The organism is Streptococcus sp. 1453 (assembly GCF_013276955.1).
In the GTDB taxonomy this organism is placed as follows: domain Bacteria; phylum Bacillota; class Bacilli; order Lactobacillales; family Streptococcaceae; genus Streptococcus.
Genome location: NZ_VMLZ01000005.1, coordinates 384455 through 399141, shown reverse-complemented (window position 1 = coordinate 399141; position 14687 = coordinate 384455). Strand labels below are relative to the sequence as shown.

Annotated in this window: 15 protein-coding genes and 1 pseudogene; 8 read left to right on the top strand and 8 right to left on the bottom strand. The window is 41.0% G+C overall.

Features of this window, described 5'->3' with window-relative positions:
• Positions 1 to 39 precede the first annotated feature (39 nt).
• Positions 40 to 1026, top strand: coding sequence for a rhodanese-related sulfurtransferase (locus tag HW098_RS05465; protein WP_176139503.1), 987 nt, complete (start codon positions 40 to 42; stop codon positions 1024 to 1026).
• Between the two features lie 227 nt (positions 1027 to 1253).
• Complete coding sequence (locus tag HW098_RS05460; protein ID WP_176139502.1) at positions 1254 to 2114, top strand: DUF4299 family protein; 861 nt, start codon at positions 1254 to 1256, stop codon at positions 2112 to 2114.
• A 175-nt stretch (positions 2115 to 2289) separates the two neighbouring features.
• Here HW098_RS05460 and HW098_RS05455 read toward each other — a convergent pair whose 3' ends face one another.
• From HW098_RS05455 to HW098_RS05435, 5 genes are all read right to left on the bottom strand, one after another.
• Positions 2290 to 3354 carry a DUF6574 domain-containing protein gene (locus tag HW098_RS05455; protein WP_176139501.1) on the bottom strand — a complete coding sequence of 355 codons (1065 nt, stop codon included), beginning with the start codon at positions 3352 to 3354 and terminating at the stop codon, positions 2290 to 2292.
• Between the two features lie 62 nt (positions 3355 to 3416).
• Positions 3417 to 4328, bottom strand: a complete 912-nt coding sequence (locus HW098_RS05450) for a DUF4097 domain-containing protein (protein WP_176139500.1) — start codon at positions 4326 to 4328, stop codon at positions 3417 to 3419.
• Positions 4321 to 4914 (bottom strand): DUF1700 domain-containing protein, encoded by a 594-nt coding sequence (locus HW098_RS05445; RefSeq protein WP_176139499.1) that lies wholly within the window; start codon positions 4912 to 4914, stop codon positions 4321 to 4323. Before HW098_RS05445 ends, HW098_RS05450 begins: the two co-directional genes overlap by 8 nt.
• Positions 4901 to 5227, bottom strand: coding sequence for a PadR family transcriptional regulator (locus tag HW098_RS05440; RefSeq protein WP_000273854.1), 327 nt, complete (start codon positions 5225 to 5227; stop codon positions 4901 to 4903). Before HW098_RS05440 ends, HW098_RS05445 begins: the two co-directional genes overlap by 14 nt.
• 139 nt (positions 5228 to 5366) lie before the next feature.
• Positions 5367 to 6533, bottom strand: a complete 1167-nt coding sequence (locus HW098_RS05435) for an MFS transporter (RefSeq protein WP_176139498.1) — start codon at positions 6531 to 6533, stop codon at positions 5367 to 5369.
• 57 nt (positions 6534 to 6590) lie between these two features.
• On the opposite strand from HW098_RS05435, the pseudogene HW098_RS10815 reads away from it, so the two are divergent.
• From HW098_RS10815 to HW098_RS05425, 3 genes and pseudogenes are all read left to right on the top strand, one after another.
• Positions 6591 to 6738 (top strand): annotated as a pseudogene (locus HW098_RS10815) (glycosyltransferase family 2 protein); the annotation flags it as partial.
• Positions 6718 to 7518: a glycosyltransferase gene (locus tag HW098_RS05430; protein WP_191995513.1), complete on the top strand. Its 801-nt coding sequence runs from the start codon at positions 6718 to 6720 to the stop codon at positions 7516 to 7518. The pseudogene HW098_RS10815 and the gene HW098_RS05430, both read left to right, overlap by 21 nt.
• Positions 7519 to 7603: 85 nt before the next feature.
• Entirely contained in the window at positions 7604 to 9454 is a 1851-nt protein-coding gene (locus tag HW098_RS05425; RefSeq protein WP_176139496.1) for a nucleoside-diphosphate sugar epimerase/dehydratase, read from the top strand.
• Between the two features lie 106 nt (positions 9455 to 9560).
• Here HW098_RS05425 and HW098_RS05420 read toward each other — a convergent pair whose 3' ends face one another.
• The 3 genes from HW098_RS05420 to sdaAB are packed head-to-tail and all read right to left on the bottom strand — an operon-like array spanning position 9561 to position 11767.
• Complete coding sequence (locus HW098_RS05420; RefSeq protein ID WP_176139495.1) at positions 9561 to 10193, bottom strand: HAD family hydrolase; 633 nt, start codon at positions 10191 to 10193, stop codon at positions 9561 to 9563.
• Positions 10194 to 10214: 21 nt separating this feature from the next.
• The gene (gene sdaAA, locus HW098_RS05415; RefSeq protein ID WP_000500050.1) at positions 10215 to 11087 is read right to left on the bottom strand and encodes an L-serine ammonia-lyase, iron-sulfur-dependent, subunit alpha; all 873 of its coding nucleotides are present in this window, start codon (positions 11085 to 11087) and stop codon (positions 10215 to 10217) included.
• 8 nt (positions 11088 to 11095) lie between these two features.
• Positions 11096 to 11767: an L-serine ammonia-lyase, iron-sulfur-dependent subunit beta gene (gene sdaAB, locus HW098_RS05410; RefSeq protein WP_000838912.1), complete on the bottom strand. Its 672-nt coding sequence runs from the start codon at positions 11765 to 11767 to the stop codon at positions 11096 to 11098.
• A 241-nt stretch (positions 11768 to 12008) separates the two neighbouring features.
• On the opposite strand from sdaAB, the gene HW098_RS05405 reads away from it, so the two are divergent.
• The 3 genes from HW098_RS05405 to HW098_RS05395 all read left to right on the top strand — a co-directional run bounded on the left by HW098_RS05405 (position 12009) and on the right by HW098_RS05395 (position 14542).
• Positions 12009 to 12629, top strand: a complete 621-nt coding sequence (locus HW098_RS05405; RefSeq protein ID WP_176139494.1) for a LysM domain-containing protein — start codon at positions 12009 to 12011, stop codon at positions 12627 to 12629.
• 137 nt (positions 12630 to 12766) lie between these two features.
• Positions 12767 to 13624, top strand: coding sequence for a helix-turn-helix transcriptional regulator (locus HW098_RS05400; protein ID WP_176139493.1), 858 nt, complete (start codon positions 12767 to 12769; stop codon positions 13622 to 13624).
• Between the two features lie 330 nt (positions 13625 to 13954).
• Entirely contained in the window at positions 13955 to 14542 is a 588-nt protein-coding gene (locus HW098_RS05395; protein WP_176139492.1) for a hypothetical protein, read from the top strand.
• The last annotated feature ends 145 nt before the right edge of the window (positions 14543 to 14687 follow it).

The window sequence follows — 14687 nt, the reverse complement described above, 5'->3', positions numbered from 1 at the left end:
AATTTAGAAAATTTAAGAATAGAAAAGAGAACAAATCTTATGGCAAAAGATATTCGTGTCTTACTTTACTACCTTTATACTCCAATTGAAAATGCAGAGCAATTTGCTGCAGACCACTTGGCTTTCTGTAAATCAATCGGCCTTAAAGGCCGTATCCTAGTCGCTGACGAGGGAATTAACGGAACAGTTTCAGGTGACTATGAAACAACTCAAAAATACATGGACTACGTTCACAGCCTACCAGGTATGGAAAATCTCTGGTTCAAGATTGACGAAGAAAGTGAACAAGCCTTCAAGAAGATGTTTGTTCGCTACAAGAAAGAAATTGTCCACCTTGGTTTGGAAGACAACGACTTTGACAATGACATCAACCCACTTGAAACAACAGGTGCCTACTTGTCTCCAAAAGAGTTCAAAGAAGCGCTTCTTGATAAAGATACCGTTGTCCTTGACACACGTAACGATTACGAGTACGACCTAGGACATTTCCGTGGGGCTATCCGCCCGGACATCCGCAACTTCCGTGAATTGCCACAATGGGTTCGTGATAACAAGGAAAAATTCATGGACAAGCGTGTCGTGGTTTACTGTACAGGTGGTGTTCGCTGTGAGAAATTCTCAGGCTGGATGGTTCGTGAAGGTTACAAAGATGTCGGCCAATTGCACGGAGGAATCGCAACTTACGGTAAGGACCCAGAAGTCCAAGGTGAGCTTTGGGATGGAAAAATGTACGTATTTGACGAGCGTATCGCCGTTGATGTCAACCATGTCAACCCAACTATCGTAGGGAAAGACTGGTTTGATGGAACACCATGTGAACGTTATGTCAACTGTGGAAATCCATTCTGTAACCGTCGTATCTTGACATCAGAAGAAAATGAAGACAAGTACCTTCGTGGATGCTCACACGAGTGCCGTGTTCACCCACGTAACCGCTATGTTTCAGAAAATGAATTGACACAAGCAGAAGTGATCGAGCGCCTAGCCGCTATCGGTGAAAGCTTGGATCAAGCAGCTACTGTATAAGATCAAACAGTCCTTAGGGGCTGTTTTTCTATGCTTTGTACTCAAAAATCTAATACTCAATGAAAATCAAAGAGCAAACTAGGAAGCTAGCCGCAGGCTGTACTTGAGTACGGCAAGGCGAAGCTGACGCGGTTTGAATTTGATTTTCGAAGAGTATAAAGTTTGTTTTTGTATCTTTCAGAAAAATAAGGTATACTGTATGTAAACGATTTCAAAGGAGCCCAGTTATGGCGAAAACATTTTTTATTCCAAATAAACAGAGCATTTTAGGAGAACAGGAGATTTTGACTGCCAAGTCGATCTTGGCCTTGCTAGACGGTTTGGAGTCGCATAGTTATGATGCAGTCTATCTCCGTCAGCCTCTTAACCGTCTCGAATATATCGAGTGTGCGATAGTGGGGCAATCACAATTTCTCTTTAAAGTTAGCTATGCTGATGATCAAAAGGCTTACCGTGTCGATCTTCCTGACCTACTCACGAAGACAGACTGGGAGATCATCAAGTCATTTTTAGAAGCCCTGCTTGCTTACACAGGAACTGAGATTGAAGGACTAGATGGTTTTGATTTTGAAGCTTATTTCCAAGAAAGTATTCAAGCCCATCTGGCTGATAGTGCAGCCCGTTTTACGATTTGCCAAGGAATTTTTAATCCTGTTTTCTTTAGTCATGGGGACTTGAAAAGCTTTTTAGAGGAAGACGGCTTGGCTCAGTTTGAAGCGCGTGTGCGTGCGGTTCAAGAGACAGATGCCTACTTTGCAAGAGTTTCCTTCTATCAGGATGGAGAAGGCCAAGTGCACGGTGTTTACCATCTGGCTCAAGGAGTCAAGACTGTTTTGCCGAGAAAACCATTTGTTCCTGTAGCCTATATGGAGCAATTGCTGGATAAGGAAGTCCAGTGGGAGATCGACTTGGTTCAAATTACAGGAGATGGCTCTAAACCAGAAGACTATGAAGCCATTGCTCGCTTGGAATATGCACAATTCCTAGAGTTACTACCATTAGCATCTTACCACCAACTAGACGCCAATCAATTAGAAATACAACCCATCTTAGACAAAGATTTTAAAACATTAGCACAAGAAAAGTAAAGCAGAAGCAGGTCAATCGACTTGCTTTTTTACATATAAAAAATCCTGCCATGGATGACAGGATTGCTACTCAATGAAAATCAAAGAGCAAACTAGGAAGCTAGCCGCAGGCTGTACTTGAGTACGGTAAGGCGAAGCTGACGTGGTTTGAAGAGATTTTCGAAGAGTATGAAGTTTAAAGAAAGGCTAAGATACGAAGATAATCCCCAATCAGTGCGACTTCAGCTACAAAGAAGAGGAGGATGATCACTCCGTTCACAAGGACAGACAAGAATAACTGATAGAAGGAGTCGGTTTCACTTGCTTGACTTGGTCTTGTAATGATATGGAGACTGGCAAGCAGAATGATTCCAATGCTAATCACACACAAGAGGGCTGTAAATCGTAGGCTGTCAAAGAAGGCAAAGAAACTAGCAATAGCGGTGAGGAAGATTGGAATTGCCAAGAGTTGACTATATTGTTGGAGAACCTTTTCCAGCGTCCAGTCCTTTTCTTGGTAGATAAATCGTCTCACGACGAAACTACCCAAGAGGAATGAAAAGAAGAAGAGTGTTGTCGCTACTAGGATAGAGATGATAGAAAAGAGAGTTAAAGGTGCTAGTTGCTCAGGGAAGTGGCTGTTTATAGTTGCTATATGTCCATAGTAGGCTTGTTTGATGTGGTAGATACTGAAGAAAAAGGAAGATGCAGAAAATAGAATGAGCAAGAGAAAGGCTGTGTAGCTGTGTGTGCTACTTGTTTCAAGCTTGCTTGTAGGAGATTTGATCGCTTCCACTAGCCAAGACCAAAAATCAAGTACTTGCTCTTTCCAGTTATCCGTAGATTTTGGAGCTTGGTCGGGAATATAAGGACTTTCTAAGGATTTACTGAGAAGAAAAGGCTCTTTCAAGATTGTTTTTTGCTGAGGAAGTGCTTCTTGACTCTCTTCAGTTATAGTGACTTTTTCTGTTTCTTTAGAAAGGTCTTGCTCTTCTTCAGTAGAATTAGATGCCTTCTTTTCTTCTATTTCTGTTCTCGCTTCACTGTCTTCAGGAGTTTCCATTTTCTCTTCTTGCTGGCTTTCCAGTTCGACTTCAGCTTGAGAGACTTCCTCCTCTACTTGAGTATTTTTTTCAATTGGTGTATCGAGATCGGCTATCGTTTCTTCAGCCTTGTCTGCAACCTCTTGAGCTTGCTTTTCAGGCTTGTTCTTGCTTGTTGTTTTTACAAAATCATTACTTTCAAACCATTCTTGTTTCATGGTAGAACCTCCTTTTTAGTTAGATAAATATGCTTCTATAGTAGCAGATGTAAGCGTTTTTGTCAACGTCTGCTTGGTGTGGATATTAGCTCAATATCATCATCAGATCTCGCAATGAGTTGATCCTTGACATCGGTTTTTTCAGTTTTGTAAGGGTTGCTTAATTCCGTACCTCTTGATTCAGGCTCTTCTCTTGTGAATTGGAAGATAGAACCGTAGCTACTTGAGATGTCCAAGTTAATTCGTTGGCTTTCTTTCTGGTCTAGGATGATTCGGAAATAATCTTTGGCAGTCAGTTTAACCTTACCATGGACTTGGATATTTTCAGCGTGGAAGTGATTTTCTGTTGATTCTAGCTGACTATCTGTTAGATCTGTATCAAAGATATTAACGATATTGGGGGTTGTGAGTTTACTGTTTTTGATACGGCTTCCTTCAATTCGGAGGATATAGCCGTTTGTATTGAGGGTCGCATTTTCAAGGCTAGCATTTATGATGGTGGTTTGTCCGCGATTGGCTGAGATGTTGATCCCTTTTAGAGTTCTCCCTTTCGGTAGTCCGATGATGACATCATTAAAACGATTAGATGAACTACTTACAATATGGAGAATCCCATCAATTCCAGAAGAGATAAATGGACTTTCAGACAGTTTCTTATCAGTGAGACTCAGAGTTCTATCGTTCTGATTGGTGATAAGATCATGGTGAGCAGAAAGTGATGGATGGTAAGAAATGTGGATTTGATCATCGAAAGAGTCTGTGATGGTCAGCGCGTGTTGGTGGAGAGTAATCTCTAGGTTTTCGACTTCCTTGCCAAAGGTCAGCTCTTCCATCCGACTATCATAGACAGGCTCCTTGGACATGGCAAGTAGGCTCTTAATCCCGTCAGATTGGATACCTACAAAAAGCAGGATAAATCCGATAACGGTAGTCACCACACCAAAAATGAGAAATCCTTTTGTCAATTTACGCATGCTGGTCACCTCTCTTTCCTTTTTTGAGAACAAATTGCACCAGGCGAACAATGAGTAGACCGAAGAAACGAGCTACATAGGAGATACCTAGTAAGACTAGTGAAGAAGCACCGATGGCTAGTAAACCAGAACCGAAAATCAAGATAAAGGCTGATTTGGCTTGGGCTAAGACAGTGAAACTTTCAACTAAAAATAGGAATCCGCCAATGATACCCAGTATGGAAATCGCAAAGAAAGCCAGAATGACAGTCAAGGCTGCCACAAGGATTGCGAACAGGGTCACGAGGATGGCGATTCCCAGAGGAATGCCGATGGGTGCTGCAAGGAGGGCTAACAAGGCGATATGTAAAATTTGTCGGTTATTTTTTTGAGCGGGTGCTTCATTGATTTTTTTATCGAGAAGATTGGAGAGGACTTCGTGAGCCGCTTCTTTGGGAGTTCCCAAGCTAGCGATGAGTTCTTCTTCTCCTTCGACTCCAGCATCGTCAAAGAGTTCTCTGAAATAGTCCATGGCTTCGATACGGTCAGCTTCAGGTAGTTTCTTGAGATAGAGTTCTAGCTGAGTCAGGTATTCAGTTCTTGTCATGGCGGATACTCCCTTCTATGATGCCATTGATGGTGTCTGTATAGAGTGCCCATTCATCTTTTAGGGTCAAGAGCTGCTCTATACCACCATTTGTCAAGGAGTAGTATTTGCGCATGCGACCTTGGAACTCTCTAGAATAGGTTGTCAGAAAGCTATTGCCCTCCAATTTTTTGAGAATGGGATAGAGTGTGGATTCTTTGATATTAGCGATCAGCTTAATGGTCTGGCTAATCTCATAACCATAAGAATCTCCTTTTTCCAGTACGGCCAAGATGAGAAATTCAATCAAGGCAGAGGATGTTGGAAAGTACATGAGAAACCTCCTTTTCTAATGTGTAGGATTTTTATATATAATTTTTCTACACATACATTGTACATCTAAAAGAAAGCCCTGTCAAGAGAAATGTGTAAAATTTTTATATATAAAAAAACTTCTAGGAAAAACTAGAAGTTTAGAGAATTTTATCAGCTCTGTCTACTGTAAAGAGGGCTACAGTCATCAGAATATCGACGAGCAAGAGGGCAGCTACAGCTGGTACCCAAGAGTGGAAAAGGTCAAAACTGTAACCAAAGAGGGTTGGTCCAAAGGCTGCTAGGATATAGCCTCCTGTTTGAGATAGACCGGACAATTGGGCTGTCTTTTCAGGAGCGCTTGTCTTGAGTGAAAAATTGACCATGAGATAAGGGAAGAGGGCGCTGGTTGCGGTTCCGATGAGGAGATGGATGGCAAGCCAGTAAAAGAAATTACCGATTGGGAAAAAGAGCATGGAAATGCCGACCACACCAGCTAGTGAAACCAGAGTGAGCATGAGCTGACGGTTGCGAGTAGACAAGCTGGTTGTTAGGCTGGGGATGGTCATTGAAAAAGGAATGCTAATCAGCGAGAAGATAGAAGTTAGCAAGCCAGCTTCGTGACTGGATAGACCTGCATGAATAGCCATGGTAGGTAGCCAGGTCATAGCGGTGTAAAAGATCAAGGATTGAAAACCTGCAAAGATAATAATTGCCCAGACCTGTTTATTATGCATGACCTTTGTTTGGCTTTTTTGTTTGGTTTGAGGAGCCAGTCTGTGATTATAGCGGTGATTAGGCAGCCAAACCAAAAAAGTTGCTAGACAGAGCAGGGTGAGGAGGATGATAAGTCCTTTCCAAGAACTGGCTTGTGTAATGGGCACAGCCAGATAGGAGGCCAGAGCCGTTGCAATCCCCATAGAGGTTACATATAAGGTGGTCAGAAAACCAATCTTCTTTGGTTGATTGGCTTGGATGAGACTAGGAAGCAGCACATTGATGACTGCGATACTTGCCCCAACCATCAAGGTTCCTAGATAGAGCAGGGGCAGATTGATTAGTCGAATAAGTGAGCCAATGGTCAAGAAGAAGAGGCTGTAGGTAAAGAGATGCTCCAAGCCGATTTTCTGAGCTAGTCGGGTAGAAAAGAGTGAGAAGAGGGTAAACATGAGGAGAGGAAGGCTGGTCAAGACACCAAGTGAACTAACTTCTACCCCCAGCCCTTGCGAAATATCTCCCAAAATAATGGGTAGAACAGTAAAAGGAGTCCGCAAGGAAACACCAATCAGGATAATACCTGGAACAAAAAAGAGTGATTGTTTTTTCATATAATACCTCTTCTAACTGATTTTAATAACAGCTTATTTTAAGGCTTTTTCACTATAATGTCAAGTAAGGTTTCTGGCTTTCAAGATAAAAATGGGAAAGTCTTGAAAATTATGATAAAATAGTGGAAGGAAATCTATACATTGGAGAAAAACTGTGTCTGAAAAGCAAAAAATCAGCGTATTGATGTCGGTCTATATCAAGGAAAATCCGACATTTTTAAAGGATGCTATTAAGAGTGTTCAAAATCAGACCCTGAAACCGAGCGAGTTGGTTCTAGTTGAGGATGGGCCTTTGACACCTGAGCTCTATCAGGTGTTAGACCAGGTGGAGGCTGAGTCTGAAATTCCAGTGAAACGCTGTCCTCTTGAGCAGAATCAAGGTTTGGGTCTGGCTCTTCGACAGGGTGTTTTGCAGTGTCAGTACGATATTATTGCCCGTATGGATACGGATGATATAGCTGTTCCAGATCGTTTTGAGAAACAGGTTCAGCTAATGGAGAAGGACAATCTCGACTTATTAGGTGGACATATTGCAGAATTTATTGATAATCCTGATGAGATTGTTTCTTACCGTCGTGTTCCAACTCAGCATGCAGATATTGTAGCTTATCAAAGGATGAGAAGTGCCTTTAACCACATGACTGTCATGTTCAAGAAGGACATGGTTCTCAAGGCAGGCAACTATGAAGATGGCCTTTATATGGAGGATGACCTCCTCTGGCTCAACATGATTGCTGCAGGAGCCAAGACTGGAAATCTGGATCAAATCTTGTGTAAGGTTCGTGTCGGAGCAGGGATGTTTGAGCGTCGTGGGGGACTGCGTTATCTCAAACTCTATCGTCAGGCTCGTCAACGAATGCTGAAGAGAGGGCAGATTTCTTACATGGAGTATGCCAAGAGTGTTGCGATTCAGATGGTTGTTGCTCTTTGTCCAGGATTTGTCCGACAGTTTATTTTTATGAAACTGTTACGAAAAAGCAATTAAAAGATTGTAGCAAATCGTAAACTAGAGAAAAAGTGTTATAATAACAATGTAATCATCCAGCTCTTTTAAGGAGGAGTAAATTTCTATGAATAAAAAACTCACAGATTATGTGATTGATCTGGTGGAAATTTTAAATAAACAACAAAAACAAGTCTTCTGGGGCATATTTGATATTTTCAGTATGGTGGTTTCCATCATTGTATCTTATATCTTATTTTACGGACTAATTAACCCAGCACCTGTTGACTACATTATCTATACGAGTTTGGCCTTCTTGTTCTATCAATTGATGATTGGATTTTGGGGGTTGAACGCTAGTATTAGTCGTTACAGCAAGATTACGGATTTTATGAAAATCTTTTTTGGCGTGACTGCCAGCAGTGTCTTATCATATAGTATTTGCTATGCCTTCTTGCCACTCTTCTCCATCCGTTTCATCATTCTCTTTATCTTGTTGAGTACCTTCTTGATTTTATTGCCACGGATTACTTGGCAGTTAATCTACTCCAGACGCAAAAAAGGCAGTGGTGATGGAGAGCACCGTCGGACCTTCTTGATTGGTGCTGGTGATGGTGGGGCCCTCTTTATGGATAGTTACCAACATCCAACCAGTGAATTAGAACTGGTCGGTATTTTGGATAAGGACGCTAAGAAAAAGGGCCAAAAACTTGGTGGTATCCCTGTTTTGGGTTCATATGATGATCTGCCGGAATTAGCCAAACGCCACCAAATCGAGCGTGTCATCGTTGCGATTCCGTCACTTGACCCGTCAGAATATGAACGTATCTTGCAGATGTGTAATAAGCTGGGTGTCAAATGTTACAAGATGCCTAAAGTTGAAACTGTTGTTCAAGGACTTCACCAAGCAGGTGGAGGCTTCCAGAAGATTGATATCACAGACCTTTTGGGTCGTCAGGAAATTCGTCTTGACGAATCGCGTCTGGGCGCAGAACTGACAGGTAAGACAATCTTGGTTACAGGTGCTGGAGGTTCAATCGGTTCTGAAATCTGTCGCCAAGTTAGTCGCTTCAATCCTGAACGCATCGTCTTGCTTGGTCATGGGGAAAACTCAATCTACCTTGTTTATCATGAATTGATTCGTAAGTTCCAAGGGATTGATTATGTACCTGTGATTGCTGACATTCAAGACTACGGCCGTCTCTTGCAAGTCTTTGAGCAGTACAGGCCAGCTATTGTTTATCATGCAGCTGCCCACAAACACGTTCCTATGATGGAGCGCAATCCAAAAGAAGCCTTCAAAAACAATATTCGTGGAACCTACAATGTTGCTAAGGCTGTTGATGAAGCCAAAGTACCTAAGATGGTTATGATTTCGACAGATAAGGCGGTTAATCCACCAAATGTTATGGGAGCAACCAAGCGCGTGGCTGAGTTGATTGTCACTGGCTTTAACCAACGTAGCCAATCGACTTACTGTGCGGTTCGTTTTGGGAATGTTCTTGGTAGCCGTGGTAGTGTGATTCCAGTCTTTGAACGTCAGATTGCTGAAGGTGGGCCTGTAACGGTGACAGACTTCCGCATGACCCGTTACTTTATGACCATTCCAGAAGCTAGCCGTTTGGTTATCCATGCTGGTGCTTATGCCAAGGATGGAGAAGTCTTTATCCTTGATATGGGGAAACCAGTCAAAATTTATGACTTGGCTAAGAAAATGGTGCTTCTAAGTGGACACACTGAGAGCGAAATTCCAATTGTTGAAGTTGGAATCCGTCCAGGTGAAAAACTCTACGAAGAACTCTTAGTATCAACTGAACTTGTTGATAACCAGGTTATGGATAAGATTTTCGTTGGTAAGGTTAATGTCATGCCTTTAGAATCCATCAATCAAAAGATTGAAGAGTTCCGAACTCTCAGTGGAGATGAATTGAAGCAAGCCATTATCGCCTTTGCCAATCAAACAACCCACGTTGAATAAAAAAGAAAAACGCATATTATCAAGTCTTGAAACCTTGGTAGTATGCGTTTTGTTATGTATAGATTGCCTCATTTTCTTCTGAAATAGGGTTGTCGCTCAGTCTATGTTATTGAAAATACTCTAAAACTTCTATGGGTTTGTGAGCGATATAATCAGGATGATAGTTTAGTAGATCTGCTTGCTCCCCAAATCCCCAAGTGACGGCCAATTTCTGAATGCCTGTTTCTTGAGCTCCCAGCATATCAAACTTGGTATCTCCGATGATGATGGCTTGTTCCGGTGCTAGTTGATGTGTCTGCAAGGCTTGGCGAATGACATCTGCCTTATGGGGTGCTTCAGGGCTGGAACCATAAATGCCATCAAAGAAATGATGGATTCCCAAGTTTTTAGTCATGTCTTGAGCGGTGGGTGTATTCTTTGTAGTGGTGATATAAAGAGGGTAATTGCTCGATAACTTCTCTAGCAAGTCTACAATCTGAGGAAAGAGTTGAGCTTCATGGATGCCTTTTGCCTTGTAGTAAGAACGGTATATCTGCACGGCTTCAGAGATTAGTTCTTTGGGAAGGCAGGTCGCAAAACTACTTTCAAGAGGCGGTCCCATAAAACTACGAATCGTTTTGGCATCAGGGCTAGGCACCCCCAGCTCCTTAAAGGTATGGGTAAAGGCATTGTGAATCCCGATAGAACTGTCAACAAGGGTTCCATCTAGGTCGAAAAAGATAGCTGAGATAGAGGTCATGATTTCTCCTATTTGATAAGCTTATTCTCCGAAAATTTCTTTTTGGAGGCGTCGACCAGTTGGGGTAGCAGCGAGTCCACCTTCAGCTGTTTCACGAAAGGCAGTTGGCATGCTTGCTCCTACTTGGTACATGGCATCGATAACTTCATCCACAGGGATTTTAGATTCGATCCCTGCCAGGGCCATGTCTGCTGCGATAAAGGCAAAGCTGGCTCCCATGGCATTGCGCTTTACACAGGGAACTTCGACCAAGCCGGCAACAGGGTCACAGATGAGGCCAAGCATATTTTTAATGACAAAGGCAATGGCCTGACTGGCCTGATAAGGTGTTCCACCCGCAGCTAGAGTCAAGGCAGCAGCACTCATAGCAGAGGCCGAACCAACCTCGGCCTGACAGCCACCTTCAGCACCTGAGATAGAGGCATTGTTTGCGATGACTAGTCCAAAGGCACCGGCAGCAAAGAGGAAATCCAGCTGTTGCTCGTGGCTGAGGTCTAATTTTTCAATAGCAGCAGTGAGAACGGAGGGCAAACAGCCTGCGCTTCCTGCTGTCGGAGTGGCACAGACCAAGCCCATTTTGGCATTGTGTTCATTGACTGCGATGGCATTTCGGGCAGCCGAGAGAATCGTATAATCTGACAGAGTTTTTCCGTTTTTAATGTAGTGATCCAATTTGGCAGCATCTCCACCTGTCAGGCCACTACGAGATTTATTTTCATTGAGGCCAAGTTGGACAGAGGCTTTCATGACTTCCAGATTGCGTTCCATGAGAAGGAAGACTTCTTCACGTTCGCGACCGGTCAATTCAAACTCTGTTGTAATCATGAGTTCTGCGACATTTCCTTGAAAGTCCAGTTCTGCCTGCTCGACCAATTCTTTGATAGAATAAAACATGCTTCCTCCTATTTAAAGAAATTGACATTGTGGAGATGAGGGATTTTTCGAATTTCTTCGATAGCCTCATCACAGTTGCGACTATCAACTTCGATAATCATAATGGCTTTTTCACCAGCTTTTTCACGAGTAACATTCATCTGAGCGATATTGATACCATAGCGTGAAAGAGCCTCCGTTACGAGGGCAATCATACCTGGAATATCTTGATGAACAATGATGATAGTCGGTGTATTCATATTGAGAGAGACGGCAAAGCCATTGAGTTCGGTTACCTGAATATTTCCTCCACCGATAGAAATACCAGTCACGCTGATGGTCTTGTGGGCATTTTTGACGGTAATTTTAGTAGTATTAGGATGCGGAGCATTGCTGTCTTTCTGAATGGTCCAGACAATCTTAATACCACGCTTGTGGGCAATTTCCAGGCTGTTTGGGATTTCAGGATCATCTGTATCCATGCCCAAAATACCTGCAACAAGGGCTAGGTCTGTCCCGTGACCACGATAGGTCTTGGCAAATGAGTTAAAAAGTTGGAATTCGACTTCTGTCGGAGTATCATCAAAAATGGAAGAGACAATCTTCCCAATACGAACAGCACCAGCGGTATGACTACTAGATGGGCCAATCATAACTGGTCCGATGATATCAAAGACAGATTGAAAACGAAGTGATTTCATCAGTTTCCCCTTATAAAAATTCTTATCTCTATTATATCAAAGAATGAAGGTCTTGACTTTAATTGTGGATGAAAACCTTTCTAATACCTCAAATAGCATAAAAATAGTATCTTTTATGACAAAAAACACATTATTTAGGGAAATAAAAAATAATTTTGTAATATTTCTACATAAAAGTGTCAAGAAACGGTAATATTTAAAGGGTATGATAGAACTATAGAAAGAAGGAGAATTTTCAAATATGAAATCAACAACTAAAAAGATTAAAACAACTCTTGCAGGAGTAGCTGCCTTGTTTGCAGTATTTGCTCCATCATTTGTATCTGCTCAAGAATCATCAACTTACACTGTTAAAGAAGGTGATACACTTTCAGAAATCGCTGAAACTCACAACACAACTGTTGAGAAATTGGCAGAAAACAACCACATTGACAACATTCATTTGATTTATGTTGGTCAAGAGTTGGTTATCGATGGCCCTGTAGCGCCAGCAGCACCAGCTTCAACGACTTATGAAGCTCCAGCAGCCCAAGACGAGGCTGTTTCAGCTCCAGTGGCAGAAACTACAGAGGTAGAGGAAGAAGCTCCAGTAGTAAGCGAAACAGTAGCAGAAGAAACGGTTGCTTCAACTGTCAGCGGATCTGAAGCAGAAGCCAAAGAATGGATCGCTCAAAAAGAATCAGGCGGTAGCTACACAGCTACAAACGGACGTTATATCGGACGTTACCAATTGACAGATTCATACTTGAACGGTGACTACTCAGCTGAAAACCAAGAACGTGTAGCAGATGCCTACGTTGCAGGACGTTACGGTTCATGGACAGCCGCTAAAAACTTCTGGCTTAACAACGGCTGGTATTAAGAAATAGGGAAGGAGCTTTGAATGGCTCTTTTTTCTTACATTTTGAGAAGTCTGTTCACTCTTTGTAGACAATACGACATAATTTTCTTAAAAAAGTAGTATAATGTTTTTATAGAATATAAATAGTGGTGGTTAGCATGCATGCATTATTAGCAACAAGATTAAAAAATAAGCGAAAAGAGCTGGGCTGGTCGCAAAAAGAATTGGCAGAAGGAATTTGCCAACAAACTCAGATAAGTCGTATGGAACAAGGTAAATATATGCCAGGAGCAGATTTGTTATATAAATTATCTGAAAAAATGGGCTTAAATATGGACTATTTCTTTTCAGGAGAAATTTCGAAAGAGTTTCTAGGCTTATCTGCTTTCAAGAGGTTGTCTGAAACATTGTTGGAAAATCAAGATTATGCCTCTTTGAAATATGCTTTTGAGGGAGAAAGAAAGCAACAGACTTCTTTATCTTTTGATGAAAAGATTTATCTGGACTGGATAGATGCCATTCTAACCTATCAATGTGAACATCAATTAAAACTAGCTATTTCAAAAATAGAGGACATCCTCAGTAGGATTAGTATTGATAAAGTGGATTATTTGTATATTTTGAATACCCTGCTGATTTTCTTAGGCTATGATGAGGATAAGGAGAAATTTGAGCGACTATATGATCAGGTTTTCGTAGCCCTTTCAAAAATCGATACCAGTGTGCGTGAACAAATTGAGTTGTATATCAAAATAAAATACAATTATTGTTACCACCTTTGGAAACAGGAGGAGATGGATAAGTCCAGAGCGCTATTATTGGAGATGATTGAATTTTGTAACAAGTATCATAGTAGCTTTAGGCTAGCCGATTTATATTGTTTGTTGGGAAATGTAACAGAAAATCTTGATATTTCTGTTGCTAAGGACTATTATATAAAAGCTAAGGTGCTCTATCTAATTGAAAATAATGAAGTTATGGCACTCAAGGTAGAACAATATCTGATGGATAAGTAGTCAGAGAATGTATAAGGATAGCAGAAGCTATCTTTTTTATGTGCAGAATATAACTATAATTCTTCTTTTTGAAAACATTTAGATTATTACTTAAATTACTTGACAGTTTATATATGTTGATTTATAATATAGGTAAAGCAAGAATTTTGTAAGCGTTAATAAATACAGTGCCCTTAACTTTGTATTCAGCAAAGAATTATGATGTAGCTAGAAAAGAAAGAATTCTAGCTTGATATAATGTTACCAGTCTTATTTAAAGTTATTATGGAACTATTTTCAAAATAAATAGGCCTCTGTTTTAGGCAGAAGCGTGAATCAGGAGGTTAAGTGATGAACTACAATGTAAAATATCTCTTATCAGGAATATTTATTATAGTCTTTATATATTTTCTAGTCTGGATGCGTTATTTTAATCAGAAGAAGGAAGAAGCGCATTCGGATGTGTCTTTTGAAACGAGGTTAGATAGTGAGGTCAAGGACTTATATAAACAACTAGGATTGGGTGAGGAGCCTCATTATTTCTTAGCCTATCGCTACCTACATCCCTGGTTTGATTTGGCGATTTTACCACCAACAGTTGAAATTTTCTTAACTAAAATAGCGCTGGTGATGGTAACTCCAGATGAACTACTGATAAGAAATCTTGGGAATGGGATGACTTTCACAAGTGAGCATCATCGTGATTTGCGGCAAGGACTTATCCGCATTCCAAAATCAGAGATGAAAGAATTTGAGATTCGTAACTGGAAAAAATTTTTTGTATTTGGCGATTTTTTGACAATTAAAACAAGCCAACATAGCTATTATTTACAGGTTAGAGATGATGGACTTCAAAAAGGAAGTCTTTCTACCAAACATTTCTCAGACTTGAAACGACAAGATTTTCTCGGATTATTGACAGATAAAAGGACATTCTGAGAGACAATTGCCCTAGAGGCTTATTGTAAACTTTACAAATAAGCCGTAAATACTAGAATCCATTCAGAAAGGCAATTCCTATGAAAAATAAAATTTTAATCATTGTCTATCTTTTAGCCTCGCTAATCATCAGTTTTATAATCTT